Origin of the sequence: Pseudomonas sp. TMW22089 (assembly GCF_022496645.1) — a bacterium.
Taxonomy (GTDB): Bacteria; Pseudomonadota; Gammaproteobacteria; order Pseudomonadales; family Pseudomonadaceae; genus Aquipseudomonas; species Aquipseudomonas paraversuta.
Genome location: NZ_SCFG01000008.1, coordinates 90392 through 110114, shown reverse-complemented (window position 1 = coordinate 110114; position 19723 = coordinate 90392). Strand labels below are relative to the sequence as shown.

The following is a 19723-nucleotide window of genomic DNA, read 5'->3' as shown; positions in this document are numbered from 1 at the left end:
CTATGAAAAGCGCAGAAATCCGTGAAGCCTTCCTTCGCTTCTTCGAGGAGCAAGGTCACACCCGTGTCCCGTCCAGCTCCTTGGTCCCGAACAACGATCCGACCCTGCTGTTCACTAACGCGGGGATGAACCAGTTCAAGGACTGTTTCCTGGGTCAGGAAAAACGGGCATACACCCGTGCTACCAGCAGCCAGAAGTGCGTGCGTGCCGGTGGCAAGAACAGTGACCTGGAAAACGTCGGCTACACCGCCCGTCACCACACTTTTTTCGAAATGCTGGGCAACTTCAGCTTTGGCGACTATTTCAAGAAAGACGCGATCAATTTTGCCTGGACCTTCCTGACCGGTGTCTTGAAGCTGCCTGAAGACAAGCTCTGGGTGACGGTCTACGCCAGCGATGACGAAGCCTATGACATCTGGACCAAAGACGTCGGCGTGCCTGCCGAGCGCATGATCCGCATCGGCGACAACAAAGGTGCTCCGTACGCTTCGGACAACTTCTGGACCATGGGTGATACCGGCCCGTGTGGCCCGTGCACCGAAATTTTCTATGACCACGGCCCTGAAATCTGGGGTGGCCCGCCGGGCTCGCCGGATGAAGACGGTGACCGTTACATCGAAATCTGGAACAACGTGTTCATGCAGTTCAACCGCACCGCCGATGGCGTGTTGCATCCGCTGCCTGCGCCGTCGGTAGACACCGGCATGGGCCTGGAGCGGATCAGTGCGGTGATGCAGCACGTCAACTCCAACTACGACATCGATCTGTTCCAGAGCCTGTTGCAAGCTGCAGCCCAAGCGATTGGTTGCGCCAACGACGGCCAGGCGTCGCTGAAAGTGGTGGCTGACCACATTCGTTCGTGCAGCTTCCTGATCGCCGATGGCGTGCTGCCGTCCAATGAAGGCCGTGGCTACGTGCTGCGCCGCATCATTCGTCGCGCCTGCCGTCACGGCAACAAGCTGGGCGCCACCGGCAACTTCTTCTACAAAATCGTCGCGGCACTGGTTGCCGAGATGGGGGCGAGCTTCCCTGAACTGGTGCGCGAGCAGGCCAACATTGAGCGCGTGCTCAAAGCCGAAGAAGAGCAGTTCTCCAAGACCCTTGAGCAAGGCCTCAAAATCCTTGAGCTGGACCTGGCTGACCTTAAAGGCACCGTGGTGCCGGGCGATGTAGTGTTCAAGCTCTACGACACCTACGGTTTCCCGATGGACCTGACCGCCGACATCGCCCGCGAGCGTAACCTGACCGTGGACGAAGAAGGTTTCGAGCGCGAGATGGAAGCCCAGCGTGTGCGTGCGCGTTCGGCCAGTTCGTTCGGCCTGGACTACAACACCCTGGTCAAGGTCGACGTGCCCACCGAGTTCATCGGCTACAGCGCCACCCACAGCCCGGCCAAGGTAGTTGCCCTCTATAAGGATGGCCAGTCTGTTGCCAGCCTGAATGAAGGTGATGAGGGCGTGGTGGTTCTCGATCAAACCCCGTTCTACGCCGAATCTGGCGGTCAGGTCGGCGACTGCGGTTATCTGCAGGCGGGCAGTGCCCGTTTTGACGTGCGCGACACCACTAAAACCGGCGGCGCGTTCCTGCATCACGGTGTGGTTGCAGCGGGCGGCCTGAAGGTCGGCGAAACCGTTGAAGCGCAGGTCGATGCTGAAGTCCGTCATGCCACGGCGCTGAACCACTCGGCTACCCACTTGCTGCACGCGGCCCTGCGCCAGGTACTGGGCGAGCACGTTCAGCAGAAGGGGTCGTTGGTTGACAGTCAGCGCATGCGTTTCGACTTCAGCCACTTCGAGTCGATCAAGCCCGAGCAGATCAAGGCGCTGGAAGATATCGTCAATGCCGAGATTCGCAAGAACACCCCGGTCGAGACTGAAGAAACCGACATCGACACCGCCAAGCAGAAAGGCGCCATGGCGCTGTTTGGCGAGAAATACGGCGACAACGTGCGCGTGCTGAGCATGGGCGGTAATTTCTCGGTCGAGCTGTGTGGCGGTATCCACGCCAATCGCACCGGTGATATCGGTCTGATGAAAATCACCAGTGAAGGTGGTGTAGCCTCCGGTATTCGTCGTATCGAGGCGGTCACCGGTGCTGCCGCACTGGCTTACCTGAACGCCGCTGAAGAGCAGCTCAAGGAAGCCGCCAGCCTGATCAAGGGCTCGCGTGAGAACCTGGTCGACAAACTGTCGGCTGTGCTGGAGCGTAACCGCCAGCTGGAAAAACAACTCGAACAATTGCAGGCCAAGGCCGCAAGTGCTGCCGGTGATGATCTGTCATCGTCTGCAGTGGATGTGAAAGGCGTGAAAGTGTTGACCGCTCGCCTGGACGGTCAGGATGGCAAGGCGCTGCTGGCGCTGGTAGATCAGCTGAAGAACAAGCTCGGCCGTGCAGTGATCCTGCTCGGCAGTGTTCATGAAGACAAGGTCGTTCTGGTTGCAGGCGTAACCAAGGACCTGACTGGCCAACTCAAAGCCGGTGATTTGATGAAGCAGGCCGCTGCGGCAGTGGGCGGGAAGGGCGGTGGTCGTCCGGACATGGCGCAAGGCGGCGGTGTTGATGCTGCAGCCCTGGACGCCGCACTGGCCCTGACTGTGCCATTTGTCGAGCAAGGTATCTGAGGTCCAGCACGCGCCGTCGTCTACGGCGCGTCGTTTGAATGATAAATGGGCGCCCTTTATGGGCTGAGGCTGCTTTGAAATGGCTTTGATCGTACAAAAATTCGGAGGCACCTCGGTCGGCTCTGTCGAGAGAATCGAACAGGTCGCCGAGAAAGTTAAGAAGTTCCGTGAAGCCGGCAATGACCTGGTGATTGTGCTGTCTGCAATGAGCGGCGAAACCAATCGCCTGATTGAACTGGCCAGGCAAATCAGCGATCAGCCATTGCCCCGTGAACTGGATGTGATCCTGTCCACGGGCGAGCAGGTGACAATAGGCCTGCTGGCAATGGCGCTGAACAAGCGCGGCGTGCCAGCGGTGTCCTATACCGGCAGCCAGGTGCGGATCCTTACGGACAGCGCGCACACCAAGGCCCGGATTCTGCAAATCGACGATCAGAAGATTCGCGCCGACCTCAAGGCCGGGCGCGTGGTTGTGGTGGCAGGTTTCCAGGGCGTGGATGAGCACGGCAACATCACCACCCTGGGCCGTGGCGGCTCTGACACCACCGGTGTGGCGCTGGCGGCAGCCTTGAAGGCGGATGAGTGCCAGATCTACACCGATGTCGATGGCGTCTACACCACTGACCCGCGGGTTGTGGCGCAGGCTCAGCGTCTGGAAAAAATCACCTTCGAAGAAATGCTGGAAATGGCCAGCCTGGGTTCCAAGGTGTTGCAGATCCGGGCGGTCGAGTTCGCAGGCAAGTACAACGTTCCGCTGCGCGTATTGCACAGCTTCAAAGAGGGTCCTGGCACCCTTATTACTATTGATGAAGAGGAATCCATGGAACAGCCGATCATTTCTGGTATCGCTTTCAACCGCGATGAAGCCAAGCTGACTATCCGTGGCGTGCCTGACACTCCGGGCGTGGCGTTCAAGATTCTGGGCCCGATCAGTGCGACCAACATTGAAGTCGACATGATCGTGCAGAACGTGGCGCACGATAACACCACCGACTTCACCTTCACCGTGCATCGCAATGACTTCACTGCAGCGCAGACGGTGCTGGAAAACACGGCGCGTGAAATTGGCGCCCGTGAAGTGGTCGGTGATACCAAGATTGCCAAGGTGTCGATCGTCGGTGTTGGCATGCGCTCCCATGCGGGCGTTGCCAGCCGCATGTTTGAGTCGCTGGCCAAGGAGAACATCAACATCCTGATGATCTCGACCTCGGAGATCAAAGTCTCGGTGGTGATCGAAGAGAAGTACCTGGAGCTGGCTGTGCGCTCGTTGCACACCGCTTTTGAACTGGACGCTCCTGCCCGACAGGGTGAGTAAAGCGTTGCCCGGAGGGCGCGGTTGATCCGCGCCCTTTGTTTTTTGATAGATGTGAACGAACTCTGCTGTTTTCGTCATGTTGGTCAATACTTAAGGCGCGGCGGGCTATAGCTGTTCAGCTAGTAGGCCGAAGCCCTTTTTTTTTGCAGACTGTTGTCCCTGAAATGAATAGCGTGAGGAGAAACGTATGCTGATTCTGACTCGCCGATGTGCGGAAAGCCTGATCATAGGCGATGGCGAAATTACTGTGACCGTGCTCGGCGTCAAAGGAAACCAAGTGCGGATTGGTGTGAATGCACCCAAGGAAGTGGCCGTGCACCGCGAGGAAATCTACCTGCGGATCAAGAAAGAAAAGGATGAAGAACCAAGTCTCTAATTTTATTTAAGTTTTTAGTTGCATACGGGGAAAAGGCTGGTTATTATACGCCCCGTGTTGCGGAGAGGTGGCCGAGTGGCCGAAGGCGCTCCCCTGCTAAGGGAGTACATCTCAAAAGGGTGTCGGGGGTTCGAATCCCCCCTTCTCCGCCATTTATTCAAGTAGCACGTTCGAATCTAGCCATTTCGGTAAGTTGTTGAAATTACTGAAAAAAGTACTTGGCAGAGAGATTCAACGGTCTATAATACGCAGCTTCAAATGCACTCGTAGCTCAGCTGGATAGAGTACTCGGCTACGAACCGAGCGGTCACAGGTTCGAATCCTGTCGAGTGCACCATTTAAAGAGTTAGTTGCTTCGGTAGTTAACTTTGCTTCAACCAGCGGTGGTCTGGTCTAACAAACACAACTTGCACTCGTAGCTCAGCTGGATAGAGTACTCGGCTACGAACCGAGCGGTCACAGGTTCGAATCCTGTCGAGTGCACCATTTAAGAGTTAGTTGCTTCGGCAGTTAACTTTGCTTCAACCAGGGTGGTCTGGTCTAACAAACACAACTTGCACTCGTAGCTCAGCTGGATAGAGTACTCGGCTACGAACCGAGCGGTCACAGGTTCGAATCCTGTCGAGTGCACCAAACACCAAAAAGCCTGCACATTGTGCGGGCTTTTTGCTGTCTGCGATTTGGATTCTCGGTAGTGACTGTCGAGGCGCCAGGCTGCGATCGGCAGCGCGGCAGTCGTAAAACTCAGGCGCCTGCCATAATGGATCGATCGAGGTTTGGGGTTGGTACCGCGGCAGCGACCACAGGCATCGCGCAAGCAGTTGTTATCGCCGAGATTTTTCGCGTCATTAATTTTTAAGCCGTGTATGATTGCGCCCGTCAGCCCCGCCGGGGCTTGTGGAAGACCTCCATGGACTTACCCAGTAGAAACTCAGCATCCCGTTTTTCCAATCATGAATTGACTGATTGATCCTTCCGGCGTGCCCTGCTGCTGGGAGTGGAGTTCGCCTATGACCGAAGTTGAAGTAAAGAAAACTCAAGACAGCCTGCAAAGCCGCCTCGCTCAAGTCATTGAGCTGCTTAATCGCCAGCGTGTGGTCGAGGACCTGACCCATCGTCAGGAAGGCCAGCACCATGACCGGGTTGAAAACCTGGTCCACCGGCAAAACCTCGTTGAGCTCCAGCGCAAGCTTGAAGACCTGCACTCTGCAGACGTTGCCTACATCCTTGAAGCATTGCCCCTGAACGACCGTCTGACGGTCTGGCAGCTGGTCAAGGCTGATCGCGACGGCGACATCCTGCTGGAAGTTTCGGATTCGGTACGTGAAACCCTGATCGCCGACATGGACGATCATGAGCTCCTGGCTGCGGCCAAGGAGATGGATGCCGACGAACTCGCTGACCTGGCCCCTGAGCTGCCGCGAGACGTCATCCATGAGCTGATGGAAACCCTGGACGGGCAGCAGCGTGAGCGCGTTCGCTCCGCACTGTCCTATAACGAGGATCAGGTCGGCGCCCTGATGGACTTCGAGATGGTGACCATCCGCGAGGATGTCAGTCTTGAAGTGGTGTTGCGTTATCTGCGCCGCCTCAAAGAGTTGCCAGGGCACACCGATAAACTGTTTGTGGTCGATTACGACGGCGTGCTCAAAGGCGTGCTGCCGATCAAGCGCTTGCTGGTCAACGACCCGGAGAAGCAGGTGGCTGAAGTCATGGCCAGCGACCCGGTGAGTTTCCATCCGGACGAAGATGCCTACGATGCGGCCCAGGCATTTGAGCGTTATGACTTGATCTCTGCGCCCGTGGTCGACAAGAACGGCAAGCTGATTGGCCGTTTGACCATCGATGAAATGGTCGACCTGATCCGGGAAGAAAGTGAAAACGAAGTCCTCAACATGGCCGGTCTGCGTGAAGAGGAAGACATCTTTGCATCGGTCTGGAAATCCCTGCGTAACCGCTGGGCCTGGCTGGCGGTCAACCTGGTGACTGCATTTATTGCGTCGCGGGTGATCGGGCTGTTTGAAGGATCCATTGAAAAACTGGTCGCCCTGGCTGCGCTGATGCCCATTGTGGCGGGGATTGGCGGCAACTCCGGCAACCAGACCATCACCATGATCGTGCGCGCCATGGCCCTTGACCAGGTCAATACCGGCAGCACCTCGCGCCTGATGCGCAAAGAGCTGGCCGTAGGCCTGATCAATGGCCTGGTGTGGGGTGGCGTGATAGGTGTTGTCGCCTACCTGCTGTATGGCAGCTGGTCGCTGGGGGTGGTGATGACGGCTGCCATGACCCTCAACCTGTTGCTGGCTGCGCTGATGGGGGTATTGATCCCCATGACGCTGTCCCGACTGGGGCGTGATCCGGCGATGGGGGCAAGCGTGATGATCACGGCCATGACAGACAGTGGCGGATTCTTTATCTTTCTGGGCCTGGCAACGATCTTCTTGCTATGACCCGCGCCAGATCAGCCAGGCGTAAATAACGCCCATAAAAAAGCCAGCGCAGTGCTGGCTTTTTTGTATCTGTATTGAATCAGGACGCGCTGGATGCTGCTTCGGCGTCGTGAGCAATCAGGGACACCAGCGCATTTTGCTGGCGATGGGAGAGTTGGCGGAAGCGTTGCAGCAGTTCACGCTCATGCAGGGAAAGCTCGGGGCTGTCCAGGCGCATGCTGAGTTCTTCACCCAGATTGCCTTCCTGAATAAGGCTTTGCTCCAGTCGGGCGATGATTTCAGAGTTCATGCTGCGGTGATGATCGCGAGCCACTTCGGCAATGCGCTCGCGCATTCCGTCTGGCAGGCGTACGACAAACTTGTCGGCCGTACGGCTTGAGTAAATTGCCTGTTTCAATGGGCGCATTATAGTTAACCGGTTAGTTCAGGGGAGCGGTTCTCGGAATTGGCCGCAGGATGTGGTTTAAGACCGTCCCTGTGGCCAAATGTTCAACCTGAATTGTTAAGAGGCACGCATCATGCCTTAAGTCCGCCACTTCCCTGGCGTCAATTCTGTGACAAATATTGAACCGGATAGAGGCTTTTTGCCAGTAACGATTATCGGAAATCTGCGCTGGCTTGGGAAGCTGATAGTCGTGTTCTTCATCCGAAAGCAGCGCTGGCACGTTTTTTACGACGAATGCTTGAAAGCCGCTAGCCGGCCCTTATGTGTTTGCGCATTCTGCGGGTGGCTCGGTTTACGGGCAGTCAGGTTCCGGGAGATCCAAATCATGCCAGGCAAATTGATTTATTTGATGGGCCCTTCGGGCTCAGGCAAGGACAGCCTGATTGATGCAGCACGACCTTATCTGCCCGAGCGCGGCTGTGAGGTTATCCGGCGAGTGATTACCCGCTCCTGCGAGGCTGTGGGAGAGGATGCGCTGGGGGTTTCCCGGGAAGTCTTTCAGTCTCTCAAGGAGGAGGGCGCGTTTGCCATGCATTGGCAGGCCAATGGCCTTGAGTACGGTATTCCGGCTCAGATCGACGAGTGGCTCGATAGCGGGCGCCATGTACTGGTCAACGGCTCCCGCGGCTACCTCAAAAACGCCCGTGAACGTTACCCGGATCTGCTGGCGATCATGGTTTGCGTCGATACCCGGGTGCTGCACCAGCGTTTGCTGGCGCGTGGCCGGGAGACACCGGCTGAAATCAGCGCCCGTCTGCAGCGCAATCAATTGTTTCTCGATACCACTGATGAGCTGCAGGCAGAGCAGGTGTCGCTACTGAATAACTCGGCCACGCTGTCCCGGGGCGTTCAAGGTTTGTTGGCGCTTATTGATGCGAGCGTGGCCCCTGCTGCCCACTCGGCGTAACTGCGAGTCGACGGCCTTGCCCGGGTTGTTCAGGCGCTGCTTTAGAAAAACCAGCGCTCGTCTTGAATATTTGCGCTGGCCACGGGGAGCTCAGCCGTCAATCGAGGTGCAACCTGATCGGTCTCTGTCATCACAGCCAGTTGTGGCATGGGGGTCAGCGGTTTGTTGTAAGTGACCAGCTCGGCAGTCTGTGGGGCGGTGGGGGCTGGTTGAAAGTGAAAAGCCACCAGGACGGCAAGCCCAAGGGCGTTCAACAGTAAAAGAGTGCTGTTCATGGCGGTCATCTCTGAGGGCATGGACTGATTACTGTTGATAGAGCACTCTTCGTGCCAACTTTTTTATAGGGTAAAACCCTTATAAAACAGCATCTTGAGTGGGTTTTTAAAGGGCGGATGATTGCAGATTGCAATGATGGCTTTTTGCTGTAGTGCAAATTGCACGACAGCTGCCGGCAGCACCCCGCCAGTCATGCAGTCATGGGCAAGTCAGCCGCCCGTAGCTATCGGCAGAACCGTGCCGCCCAGCCGGCAATCGCCTTGGGCCGGGGCGTTGCATAAGTGCGTACCTTGGACGTAGACAGCCCCAGGCGCACCAGTGATTCGGCAATGGTTACAGCAGCCGTCACGCCATCGATCACCGGCACTCCAGTGAGCTGGCGAATGCGTTCATCAAGCCCGGCCATCCCCCCGCAACCCAGGCAAATAACCTCGGCCTTGTCTTCGATAACTGCCAGTTCGGCCTGGCGAACAATGGCTTCCAACGCCTTGTGCGGTGACGCCTCAAGCTCCAGCACTGCCATGCCACTGGCCCGCACCGACGCACAACGTTCCCAGAGTCCCGACAGCTTCAGGCGGTCCTCAATCAGCGGGACGGTGCGATCCAGGGTGGTGACCACCGAATAGGCCCGCCCCAAAAACATCGCCGTGCTCGCCGCCGCATCAGTGATATCCACCACTGGCACATCAAGCAGTTCCTGCAACCCCTCACGGCCGTGCTCGCCGTACCCGGCCTGGATGACCGCATCGAAAGGCCGGTCATAGGCCATGACACAGTCCATTACCGCGATGGCCGCCAGATAACTCTCAAAATTGCCTTCCACCGACTCTGCGCCGAAAGCGGGGGTCAGGCCGATGATCTCGGTGCCGGGCGCTGCCACCGACTGCGCCTGGCGGGCAATGGCCTGGGTGATGCTGTCAGTGGTGTTGACATTAACCACGAGAATTCGCATGGGCTCTCCTTGAAGTGAGGGGGGGGGCGGTCTGCACCAGGCAGACCGTGACAGATCAATGGCTGGCATTCTCGACGGCAATCGATTCGCCACTGACCTGGGCGTAATAGGGTTGGCGCTTGGCGATGATCAGATAGAGCATCGCCGCGATACCTGCACCAATCAGCCAGGAAAACGGCGAAACGGTGTGGAAGCCCGGGACCAGGGCCAGCACGATGGCGATCAGTGCGGCAGGAACGAAGGCTGCGACCGCACGTAGATTGACGCCATTGGAGTAGTAGTAAGTGCCGCTGGGGTCTTCGCTGTACAGCGCCGGCACATCGACCTGACCTTTTCGTACCAGCCAGTAATCGACCATGATCACGCCATACAGCGGGCCGAGCAGGGCGCCGAGACCGGACAGGAAGTAAACGATCACCAGCGGGCTGTTATACAAATTCCACGGCAGGATCAGCACCGCAATGGTTGCACTGATCAGCCCGGCGCGGCGAAAGGTCAGATATTTGGGTGCCAGATTGCTCAGTACAAATGCCGGAGCGACAAAGTTGGCCATGATATTCACGGCCACTGTAACGATCAGAAACGCCAGGCAGCCCAGCACCAGAAATAAAGTGTTGGGAATCGAAGCGATGATTTGGGTCGGGCTCTCAATGATTTTTCCATTGATCTGGAACTGCGCGCCGCACAACAGCACAGTGATACCGGCAAATACCAGAATGTTCACCGGCAAGCCCCAGAAATTCCCGACCTTGATCGTTTTGCAGCAGGGCGAAGAGCGGGAGAAATCGCTGAAATTAAGAATCATCGTGCCGTAGATCGCCAGCCACAGCGCGCCACCAGCAAACACGTTGCGCCACATTTCACCGGTGCTCAACGGCTCGCGGCTTGACCAGGCAATGGTGCCGTTGGCCTGAAAATACATCCAGCCGGCAAGACAGATCACCGTCAACAGAATCACCGGCCCGGCGAACGCCTCATAGCGCCGGACCATTTCCATGCCGTAGGCAAGAATCGCCAGCTGTACGAACCAGATGGCGACAAAACATAGCCAGCCCAGGCTCGACAGACCAAGAATCGAGTTGTGGTCATACTCGGCAAACCCCGGATGAACTGCGATCAGCAACACCCGCAGCACCACCGATGCCAGATAGGTCTGAATCCCGAACCAGGCGATAGCGATTACTGCGCGTATCAATGCCGGAATTTGCGCTCCATGAATGCCGAAACTTATACGGCTGATCACCGGAAAAGGCACCCCGGTGCGCTGCCCCATATAGCCCGACAGGTTCATGAAATTGAACACCAGGGCCGCGCCGATTCCGAGGGAAAGCAAGATTTCCCAACCGTTCAGGCCCAGTGCGTACAGGCCGATGGCGAATGAGTAATTGGCAATGTTGTGCACATCGTTGGTCCACAACGCAAAAATACTGTACCTGCCCCAACGCCGGCCTTCGGTTTTGGTGGGGGCAAGGTCGCTGTTGTGCAAGCGCGGACTGAGCGCCAGGGTTGACGACACGCTGTCAGGAGCGAGGGCGGGGGTTGAAACCGGGGAAGGTAAATCCAGAGCGATGGTAGGGGAGAGTCTTGAACGCATTCTGGCAAGCTCCTGATACCTGCAGCGTGATGACTGTTCATGAGCACGGGCTCGACAAATCTTCGTCACGGCTAGCGAGAATCACTGGTTATGAAAGTCCGCGGTATGCCTGCTTGATGTCGCAGGCCACGAAATAATCTGTACTTAGTTTTTGTCTGTTTTGTATACAAGTGACGTGTTGGTGTAAGCGATATTCATGCCAGCGAAAAATTGCGTGTGGCTATCAGCAGCGGAAGATTTCAAAGTTGCTATTTATCTGACTGAAAAATATGGATTTTATTTTTCAAGATTTCGGGCAGGAGGATCAGGCGAGGGATAAAAGCATGGCCGATTGGCGATGATGGCCATTTGCGGGGTTGTTACTTTTTGATGCAAAAAAGCAGTATTTGAATTTCTGGTGCACCGTTACGTGACATTTTGTATACGATTATTTGACCGTGCTCATGACCCTTTATCAGCAGCGGGGCGCCTGCAATTGATCGCCCCGGCGTGCCTGGGCAACGGCAACATATTCGGGGCAGGGCAGGACCTCTGCGGGCGCGAGACTTGTACGCGATGCTTGTGACAGTTAAAAAGCCAACGCACGACATGACAAATAAAGCCTTGCCCGTTACCATGCACGCCGTTGATCGCACCGCACACCGCGTGCAGTGCACATGATTTGTCTCAGTAGCTCAATTGGATAGAGCATCCCCCTCCTAAGGGGAAGGTTGCAGGTTCGAACCCCGCCTGGGACACCATACAATTCAAGACCTCCGGCTATTCTCGACTTACCGTGCAAACGACGGTGACAGCAAGGTGCCAGCTGCAGGCAAAAGAAAGCCCCGATCATATGTTGCTGATCGGGGCTTTTTTGTAGCCGGTGGTTAAGGGATTGTTACTGATAGTCCTGAGTTTGGCCCCCGCCGGCAGAGCTGAACGGTGTCGAATGTCCTCCACCCTGTTCGGCATTACTCGCGTTATGTCTTAAGATAGCCGGTTGCCGAAAGAACCGTCATGGCCATAGCCATGAAGGGCTTTCATCCTTTTACAAATATGTGTGTTGAAGATGAACAAGCCTTTCGTTTCTCTGTGCCCTGAAATTACTCGGGCGCACGCGCTGACGCTGATGGATTGGTTGGAGGATGAGCGCGTTACCTGCTATCTGAGCGATTCGCGTCATGTCTCTCGCTCCATCGGGCAAGCTATCGATCGGACTCAATCGCCGATCCTGACCCATCTATTCAACCAGGGCGGCCGATTCTTCATGGCCTATGACCGGCATGATGCCCCGGTGGGCTTTGTCCGTCTAATCAAGACCGGGCCCAATTGCGAGATAGTCCTGGTCATCGGGGACAGTGACAAATGGGGCCGCAACCTTGGCGCCCGCACGATCCGCGAAGGCATGAAACTGGCCTTCCTCGATATGCGGGCCCAGAAGCTCATCGCCAAGATCCACCCTGACAACGGGCGCTCGCTGAAAGCCTTTGTGCGCAGCGGCTTTGTGCTCGAGAGCGAAACCCCGACATTGAAGTCATTTTCCATGACGGCGGGGCGCTATCGCCAGTTGTTGCGCGAAGGTGCCGTTGGTGACTCCACCAGGATCTACATCACTGAAATCGACAAGGCCAGGCTGGAGAGTCTGATCGTGCTCGAGCAAGGCCCGGCCGTGGTTGAACTCGAGCATGAGCTTGAGCGAGCCATTGTCGTCAAGCCGCAGCAGGTGGCGTGCAATGTCGTCACGATGAACTCCAGGGCCTTGCTGCAGCTGGACGACGAAGAGATCGAAGTGGCCCTGGTTTACCCTGAAGATGCAGACAGCAACGCAGGGAAGCATTCCGTCTATTCCGACATCGGCGCTGCCATTCTGGGTTATCAGGAGGGGGACGCCATCGACTGGCGAATCTCGGATCGCACCCGCCGGATCGAGATCAGGAAAGTGCTTTACCAGCCAGAGGCCGCGGGCCATTTCCACCTGTAATCGCGCCTTTTGCTCAGTTGTACCGCCACCCTCGAAGTCGTGTGCGACTAGCAAAAAAAGGGCCTGTACAGGCCCTTTTTCAGGTGAAGCGGTTTCACTTCATGGGCCATCCTTCGACGACTTGCGCAAACCTGTCTCTTTTGGCATCAAGCAGCACTCCCGACCTGGGGCAGCCGACGCATGCTCTCGATAATCCGGTTTGCCATCGGGGTGACCACCACAAGTGCATTCGGGTGCCACAGCCGGGGTCTGGCCGGCGCGCCCAGGAACCAGATGCTCTCGTGCTCACCGAAGCTTTCATGGGCCCCTGCCATGGTCGGCAAGACAGTAATCGGCTGTCTTTGGCTGCGATCGCCGCGCATGTCCAGCTCAATCTTGCCGTCATCGCCCATGACATATCTGGACTGGTGGTAGCCAGTAGCCGAGACAATGGCGTCAAAGCGGTGGTCGCCTGCGGCCCAGTTCACCCGCCATGGGTGAGGGCGACCCTGGGAGTAGCCGATACGGGTTACTTCGCCGCTCTGCACACACAGAACACCGTCCTCCAAGTACTTCAGCAGCTTGCGTGCGTTGGGGAGTGCCAGTGCGGATATGTATCGGTAAAGCAGCTGCTCGAAGGCGGGATGGAAGCAACCCTCGAAATAGAGGTCACCCTTGCTGTGCAGCCGGTTGATGGCATGTATGAAATCAACCACGTATTCCTGCCAGTGACTGGCACCGCTGCCGGCAATTTCCACCTCCTCCCTTAGCCTGTCGACAACGCTTGATGCACGGGAGAACTGCAGGCTCCAGTCCTTGCCCAGGTTCTGGCGAAGCACCCTGGAGAAATAGTTCAGGTATCTATAGCCCATGGCCGGGCTGCAGGTTTGCGCTTCGTGTTGCTCCTGCTTCATTACTGCTGCAATGGCCTCAACGTCGAATGCCGTTTTTGGACTGCGCATGAAGCGGGCGCGCACAGAGGGGAGCTCTCCTGACGGCGATAGCATGGTCACTTGATGTCCGTCGCGGCACAGAACGATTGCACTGTCGATGGCCGAGAGCTTGCTACCCATGATGAGCACCCGGGAATTCTCAGGAATCATGGCCAGCATGCTTGCTTCAGGATAGGGGTTCTTGATGAAGCTCGAGTGGTTGAAAAAAGGCCGGGCAACTGCCGGTATGTGTGGCGGCCCAAACCCCGTACAGAACACCACATCGGTCGCCCTCAGTGAGGGTGCTGGCTTCATCTGCACGTCACAGAACTCAAGCTCGTAATGGCGATGGCCGTGAACTTTCAATGCCTTGAACCTGCTGCAAACATACTGAACCCGTACTCCCTGCTCACGGGCAATGGCTGAGTACTGCAGAAACCGGCTGGCCAGATATCGGCCTACCAGAAACCGCGGGACAAAACTTTCAGCTGTAAAGGCGTAGCCCTCGCACCGCAGGTGCTCAAGAAAATCCAGCGGCATGTCGTGCAGCACCGACATGGTGTCGACCGAGGTATTACAGAGAATATCGTTGTCCGTATTTGAGAATGCTGCGCCCGGACCAATTGGCTGCGGATCGATCATGTAGATGCTTCGTGCCACTTGGGCTCTGACCGCAGCAATAAAAGTCGCGACGCCAGCAGCACCGGCGCCGACTATGGCGAGTGTATTCATGCAGAGGCTCTCCGAAAGGAGTAAGAACGTTGTCGCTGGCTACGAGCAGTGGCCAATCACGCAGGCGAAGCAGCATCGATCATTGCCCAATATCCCGGGCAGGAAATGATCTCGAAAATCCCATGCTGCTCCGTACATTGCTCGTTACACCGCGCAGGTCTCGATGATTGATACGTAAGCCCGTATCAATGATGCGCTTCAGTCGCAGAGCTGCGCTGGCCGACAACGGTTCAACCGCTTTACTGGTCCTCTCCCTTGCGCCTGCGATATCCGCCACAGTAGCGCCATCCGGGAACTCAAGGTGTGACCCATCGTTTGATCCGGAAAATGGAGTGCGGCAGCTTGGTTTTTAAGTGCTAAAGGTGATTGCTCTTTGCGAGTCATGTTCAATCCTCTCCTGAGTATTTGAAAACTGCGATCCTGCAGTTTTTTGCGAAAGCTACTGCCCAACATCAGCCTGTTCGCGAGGAGCGGGAGTCTAGTAGTCAGCCGGATAATGGCAAGCATCTGCCAAAAGCCCCGGACCAGCAGCGTAATGCTCAACCAGTCGCGCACTAAAAAGCCCCGCTCAGGTTAGACCTGGCGGGGCTTTGGCGGGAGGGAGCGGGTTACCCCGCAGGTGCGCCCGTGATCGGACGCACCCCGGCACGGGTCAGGCAGATGCCTTTTGACGGCCGGCCTTCATCAGTACCACGACGCCGAGGATGGCACACAGGATGGAGCCCATCAGCACGCCGACTTTCACTTCATCCACCAGATGCGGGGCCCCCGGGAATGCCAGGGCGCCAATGAACAGGCTCATGGTGAAGCCGATACCGCACAGCAGTGCCACGCCATAGAGCTGGACCCAGTTGCTACCCTCGGGCAGTTTTGCCAGGCCAAAGCGGATGGCCAGGGCGGCCAGGCCGAAGACGCCCAGTTGTTTACCCAGCAACAGACCCAGAGTGACCCCGAGCGGTACCGGGTCCAGCAGGTCACCTGGGGAAATGCCGGCCAGGGATACACCGGCATTGGCAAAGCCAAAGATGGGGACCACGGCGAAAGCGACCCACGGATGCAGCTTTTCTTCGAGGTGGAGCAGAGGGGATTGGTGTTTGTGTTCCGTGTTACCCAGCGGAATGCACAGGGCAAGGATGACCCCGGCCAGTGTCGCGTGGATGCCCGATTGCAGCATGAAGAACCAGAGCAGGGCGCCGGCTATCAGGTAAGGGGCGAGTCGGCGTACACCGCAGCGATTGAGCACCACCAGCACCGCAACCACAGCCACGGAGGCCAGCAACATGCTGATGGACAGTCCGCTGGTGTAGAACAGGGCGATGATCAGTACCGCCCCCAGGTCATCGAGAATCGCCAGCGCCGCCAGAAAGATCTTCAACGAAACGGGAACCCGCTTGCCCAGCAGTGACAGTACCCCCAGCGCAAACGCGATATCGGTTGCCGCGGGGATGGCCCAGCCGCCGATAGTTTGCGAGTTGCCCCAGTTGACCGCGATATAGATCAGGGCCGGCAGCAGCATGCCGCCCAGTGCGGCAAACCCCGGAAGCGCGCGCTGGCTCCAGCTGGATAACTGGCCTGCGAGCATTTCACGCTTGATCTCAAGGCCCACCAGCAGGAAGAAGATCGCCATCAGGCCATCATTGATCCAGTGCTCGATGGAGAGTCCGGCGAGTTTGATTTGCAGGGTGGAGAAGTAGGCAGCAGCCCAGGGGGAGTTTGCCAGCAGCAGGGCTGCCAGGGCAGAGGCCATCAGGATCAAGCCGCCCGCAGATTCAGCGGCGAAAAAGCGCGTGATAAACGCGAGGGAGGAAGCAGACTTGCGGGTGTTTGCGGCTTTATCCAGACGCGAGGGTTCATGACTCATAGGTGCGGCGACTCCGCGATGGCGGCCCGACCTTCGCTAAATTAACCTGCCCTGCCGCGTTGTTGCGGTGGCACCCAGCGCCGGATATTACACGAAAAGGGTTGCGGCAGGTAACACCCGGGCCGTGATGGCGACGGCCCCGAGTGCATGGCGTGCATGCGCTCGGGGTGGCGACAGTCGTCCTTTACCCCAGCAAGCCCCGGCCCGCCAGATTTTTCATCAGCGCGGCCACGCCGAATGACCATTGCGGCGCCTGGTCGCTGCTGGTCACGCGGTTGTGCAGGGCGCCCAGCTTGCCGCTGGCAATGCTCACCACGTCGCCTTCCTTGTGGGTGAAGCCCTGGCCCGGCTGGTCGCGGTCGTCGGTCGGGGCGAACAGGGTGCCGAGGAACAGCACGAATCCATCCGGATACTGGTGATTTTCATTGAGGGTCTGTTGCGCCAGGTCGGCCGGGTCGCGGCTGATCTGGCCCATGGAGCTTTTGCCATTGAGCACGTAACCGTCCCGCCCTTCGACGCGCAAGGTCACTTCGCAGCGGCGTACATCGTCGAGGCTGAAATGTTCGTCAAACAGGCGAATGAACGGGCCGAGTGCGCAAGAGGCGTTGTTGTCCTTGGCCTTGCTCAGCAGCAGTGCGCTGCGCCCTTCGAAGTCACGCAGGTTGACGTCATTACCCAGGGTTGCACCATGAATCTGCCCCCGGCTGTCGACGGCCAGCACCACTTCCGGTTCCGGGTTGTTCCAGCTGGACCCGGGGTGGACACCGATTGCGTTGCCGCTGCCCACGGCGGCCAGAATCGGTGCCTTGGTGAAGATTTCGGCGTCGGGCCCGATACCGACTTCCAGATACTGCGACCACATGTTTTGTTCAATCAATACCTGCTTCAGACGCATGGCCTCGGGCGATCCGGGGCGCAGGTCGCGCAGGTTGTCACCGATCACCTCTTGCACCAGGGCGCGTACCTGCTCGGCCCTCAGGGCATCGCCCCCGGCTTTTTCCTCGATCACCCGTTCGATCATGCTGGCGGCAAAGGTGACCCCTGCGGCCTTGATCACTTGCAGGTCTGCGGGGGCCAGCAGGCAGGGTTTGGCCGGGTCGCGCTGTTCGCCACTGTTGGCCAGCAGATCCTGGATCGTCCCCAGGGAGTGACCGCTGATTTCACGTACTGCCTGTAACGGATTCTGTGTATCCAGCAGCAGGCTCAGGGTCGGGAACTGTGCGCTGCAGTCAATGACTTCACCGTCACGAATCACCACCACCGCCGGACCGCCGCGTACACCCGGCAAGCACACACGCCCGACCAGCGTCGCGCGCTGCCAGTCCTCAGGCAGGGAATTTTCAATGCTCAATTGCAGCGGGTTCATAAGGTCATTCCTTGAATTCATGGTGTAGCCCATAACCCGTTCCACCTCTGTAGGAGCGAGCTTGCTCGCGAGCGCTTACAAGATCAAAAGATCAAAAGATCAAAAGATCGCGAGGCAAGCTCGCTCCTACAGGGTTCAGGGTTCAGGGTTCCAGGGGTTTCATTGTTTAATGGGAGTGGCGCGGCGGGCCGTTTTCCGGGATCACGCGCCAGTACAAGGTGGCCGGCTCCAGGCAGCCGCCGGTAGACAACTGGCCAACCAGTTGGCGATAGAGCTCCTGCCACGGGGTTTGCGACGGCGCCAGTGGCGGCAGCGGTTCCTGGCGACGGGCGTCGAGTTCAACTTCGTCCACCAGCAAATTGACGCTGCGGGCATTGAGGTCGACCCGCAGCCGGTCGCCGGTACGCAGCAACGACAAGCCGCCGCCCACCGCCGATTCCGGGGACATGTTGAGAATCGATGGGCTGGCCGAAGTACCGCTCTGGCGACCGTCACCCAGGCACGGCAACGAATCGATGCCGGCCTTGATCAGCGCCGAAGGCGGGGCCATGTTGACCACCTCGCCACTGCCCGGGAAACCCACAGTACCGCAGCCGCGAATCACCAGAATGCAGCGCTCGTCGATGTCCAGCGACGGGTCGTTGATTCGCGCCTGATAGTCCTCCGGCCCCTCGAACACAATGGCCCGGGCTTCGAAGCTGTTGGGTTGCAACGGATCGCTGAGATAGGTGCTGCGAAAGGCTTCGCCCACCACCGACATTTTCATGATCGCGCTGTCGAAGAAGTTGCCGCTGAGCACGATGAAACCGGCGCGATGCATCAGCGGGTCTTCGTACGAACGGATCACGTCGCGGTCGCCGGTGACGGCGTCGGCCACGATCTCGCCCATGCTGCGGCCACTCACCGAGCGGCAGTCGCGGTGCATGCGACCCACCTTGTCCAGTTCATGCATCACCGCCGGCACGCCGCCCGCACGGTGGAAACCTTCACCCAGGTATTCACCGGCCGGCATGCAGTTCACCAGCAAAGGTACGTCTTCGCCGACCCGCTGCCAGTCTTCCAGCGACAGGTCGATGCCGCTGTGGCGGGCAATCGCAATCAGGTGCGGCGGGCAGTTGGTGGAGGCCCCCAGTGCCGAGGCCACGGCAATGGCGTTCTCGAATGCGGCGTGGGTCATGATGTGCGAGGGGCGAACATCTTCACGCACCAGATCGACGATACGCATGCCGGTGGCATAGGCCATTTGCCCGCGCTCGCGATAAGGCGCCGGAATGCTCGCGCAGCCCGGCAAAGACATGCCCAGGGCTTCGGCCAGGGCGTTCATCGACAGGGCGGTGCCCATGGTGTTGCAGTGGCCGACCGAGGGTGATGACGCCGTGGTCAGGGTCATAAACCCTTCGTAATCGATCTCTCCGGCGCTGAGCAGATTGCGCGCATGCCAGAGCACAGTGCCCGAACCGATGCGCTGGCCTTTGTGCCAGCCGTCGAGCATCGGCCCGCCGGACAGCACGATGGACGGCAGGTCGGTGGTCGCCGCCGCCATCAGGCAGGCCGGGGTGGTCTTGTCGCAGCCGGTGGTCAGCACCACACCATCCAGCGGGTAACCGTGCAGCACTTCCACCAGGCCCAGATACGCCAGGTTGCGATCCAGAGCGGCAGTCGGCCGGCGCGACTGCTCGGCAATCGGGTGCACCGGAAACTCCATCGGAATGCCGCCCGCATCGCGGATGCCATCCTTGACCCGTTTGGCCAGTTCGATGTGATGCCGGTTGCAGGGCGTCAGGTCGCTGCCGGTCTGGGCGATCCCGATGATCGGCCGCCCCGATTGCAGTTCGGCGCGGGTCAGGCCCTGGTTCATGTAACGCTCTACGTACAGCGCAGTGAGATCGGCATGGCTGGGATCGTCGAACCACAGCTGACTGCGCAGGCGGCGAGGGGTTGATTCGGTCATGAC

General features: G+C 58.2%; 14 protein-coding genes and 5 tRNA genes. 11 read left to right on the top strand and 8 right to left on the bottom strand.

Annotated elements, in window-relative coordinates; genetic code table 11:
- Positions 1 to 2: 2 nt before the first annotated feature.
- From alaS to mgtE, 8 genes are all read left to right on the top strand, one after another.
- Positions 3 to 2621, top strand: a complete 2619-nt coding sequence (alaS, locus tag EQV90_RS10415; RefSeq protein WP_160628296.1) for an alanine--tRNA ligase — start codon at positions 3 to 5, stop codon at positions 2619 to 2621.
- 79 nt (positions 2622 to 2700) lie between these two features.
- A complete protein-coding gene (locus EQV90_RS10410; RefSeq protein ID WP_003440896.1) occupies positions 2701 to 3936 on the top strand; it encodes an aspartate kinase in 1236 nt (411 codons plus the stop codon).
- Between the two features lie 187 nt (positions 3937 to 4123).
- Positions 4124 to 4312, top strand: a complete 189-nt coding sequence (csrA, locus tag EQV90_RS10405; protein ID WP_003175645.1) for a carbon storage regulator CsrA — start codon at positions 4124 to 4126, stop codon at positions 4310 to 4312.
- Between the two features lie 61 nt (positions 4313 to 4373).
- Positions 4374 to 4464 (top strand) — tRNA-Ser (locus EQV90_RS10400).
- A 108-nt stretch (positions 4465 to 4572) separates the two neighbouring features.
- Positions 4573 to 4649: transfer RNA gene (locus EQV90_RS10395), tRNA-Arg, on the top strand.
- Between the two features lie 72 nt (positions 4650 to 4721).
- Positions 4722 to 4798: transfer RNA gene (locus EQV90_RS10390), tRNA-Arg, on the top strand.
- A 70-nt stretch (positions 4799 to 4868) separates the two neighbouring features.
- A tRNA-Arg gene (locus tag EQV90_RS10385) sits at positions 4869 to 4945 on the top strand.
- Positions 4946 to 5322: 377 nt separating this feature from the next.
- The gene (gene mgtE, locus EQV90_RS10380) at positions 5323 to 6765 is read left to right on the top strand and encodes a magnesium transporter (RefSeq protein ID WP_003440900.1); all 1443 of its coding nucleotides are present in this window, start codon (positions 5323 to 5325) and stop codon (positions 6763 to 6765) included.
- A 79-nt stretch (positions 6766 to 6844) separates the two neighbouring features.
- Here mgtE and EQV90_RS10375 read toward each other — a convergent pair whose 3' ends face one another.
- A complete protein-coding gene (locus tag EQV90_RS10375; RefSeq protein WP_003440903.1) occupies positions 6845 to 7171 on the bottom strand; it encodes an Arc family DNA-binding protein in 327 nt (108 codons plus the stop codon).
- A 364-nt stretch (positions 7172 to 7535) separates the two neighbouring features.
- Here EQV90_RS10375 and phnN point away from each other — a divergent pair, with 364 nt between their 5' ends.
- Positions 7536 to 8117, top strand: coding sequence for a phosphonate metabolism protein/1,5-bisphosphokinase (PRPP-forming) PhnN (gene phnN, locus EQV90_RS10370; protein WP_240878069.1), 582 nt, complete (start codon positions 7536 to 7538; stop codon positions 8115 to 8117).
- Between the two features lie 41 nt (positions 8118 to 8158).
- Here phnN and EQV90_RS10365 read toward each other — a convergent pair whose 3' ends face one another.
- From EQV90_RS10365 to EQV90_RS10355, 3 genes are all read right to left on the bottom strand, one after another.
- Positions 8159 to 8392 carry a hypothetical protein gene (locus EQV90_RS10365; RefSeq protein ID WP_003440910.1) on the bottom strand — a complete coding sequence of 78 codons (234 nt, stop codon included), beginning with the start codon at positions 8390 to 8392 and terminating at the stop codon, positions 8159 to 8161.
- Between the two features lie 224 nt (positions 8393 to 8616).
- Positions 8617 to 9345, bottom strand: a complete 729-nt coding sequence (locus EQV90_RS10360) for an aspartate/glutamate racemase family protein (protein ID WP_240878068.1) — start codon at positions 9343 to 9345, stop codon at positions 8617 to 8619.
- Positions 9346 to 9400: 55 nt separating this feature from the next.
- Positions 9401 to 10939: an NCS1 family nucleobase:cation symporter-1 gene (locus EQV90_RS10355; protein WP_003440916.1), complete on the bottom strand. Its 1539-nt coding sequence runs from the start codon at positions 10937 to 10939 to the stop codon at positions 9401 to 9403.
- Between the two features lie 663 nt (positions 10940 to 11602).
- Between EQV90_RS10355 and EQV90_RS10350 the strand changes: the two genes are divergently transcribed.
- Both EQV90_RS10350 and EQV90_RS10345 read left to right on the top strand, forming a co-directional pair.
- Positions 11603 to 11679, top strand: a tRNA-Arg gene (locus EQV90_RS10350).
- Positions 11680 to 11987: 308 nt separating this feature from the next.
- Positions 11988 to 12899: a bifunctional GNAT family N-acetyltransferase/nucleoside diphosphate kinase regulator gene (locus tag EQV90_RS10345; protein ID WP_003440918.1), complete on the top strand. Its 912-nt coding sequence runs from the start codon at positions 11988 to 11990 to the stop codon at positions 12897 to 12899.
- Positions 12900 to 13045: 146 nt separating this feature from the next.
- Here EQV90_RS10345 and EQV90_RS10340 read toward each other — a convergent pair whose 3' ends face one another.
- The 4 genes from EQV90_RS10340 to EQV90_RS10325 form a co-directional block, all read right to left on the bottom strand.
- Positions 13046 to 14542 (bottom strand): FAD/NAD(P)-binding protein, encoded by a 1497-nt coding sequence (locus tag EQV90_RS10340; protein WP_240878067.1) that lies wholly within the window; start codon positions 14540 to 14542, stop codon positions 13046 to 13048.
- Between the two features lie 652 nt (positions 14543 to 15194).
- Complete coding sequence (gene nhaA / locus EQV90_RS10335; protein ID WP_003440923.1) at positions 15195 to 16403, bottom strand: Na+/H+ antiporter NhaA; 1209 nt, start codon at positions 16401 to 16403, stop codon at positions 15195 to 15197.
- 184 nt (positions 16404 to 16587) lie between these two features.
- Positions 16588 to 17769 (bottom strand): fumarylacetoacetate hydrolase family protein, encoded by a 1182-nt coding sequence (locus EQV90_RS10330; RefSeq protein WP_010655896.1) that lies wholly within the window; start codon positions 17767 to 17769, stop codon positions 16588 to 16590.
- A 166-nt stretch (positions 17770 to 17935) separates the two neighbouring features.
- The gene (locus EQV90_RS10325; RefSeq protein WP_240878066.1) at positions 17936 to 19720 is read right to left on the bottom strand and encodes an IlvD/Edd family dehydratase; all 1785 of its coding nucleotides are present in this window, start codon (positions 19718 to 19720) and stop codon (positions 17936 to 17938) included.
- Between the last annotated feature and the right edge of the window lie 3 nt (positions 19721 to 19723).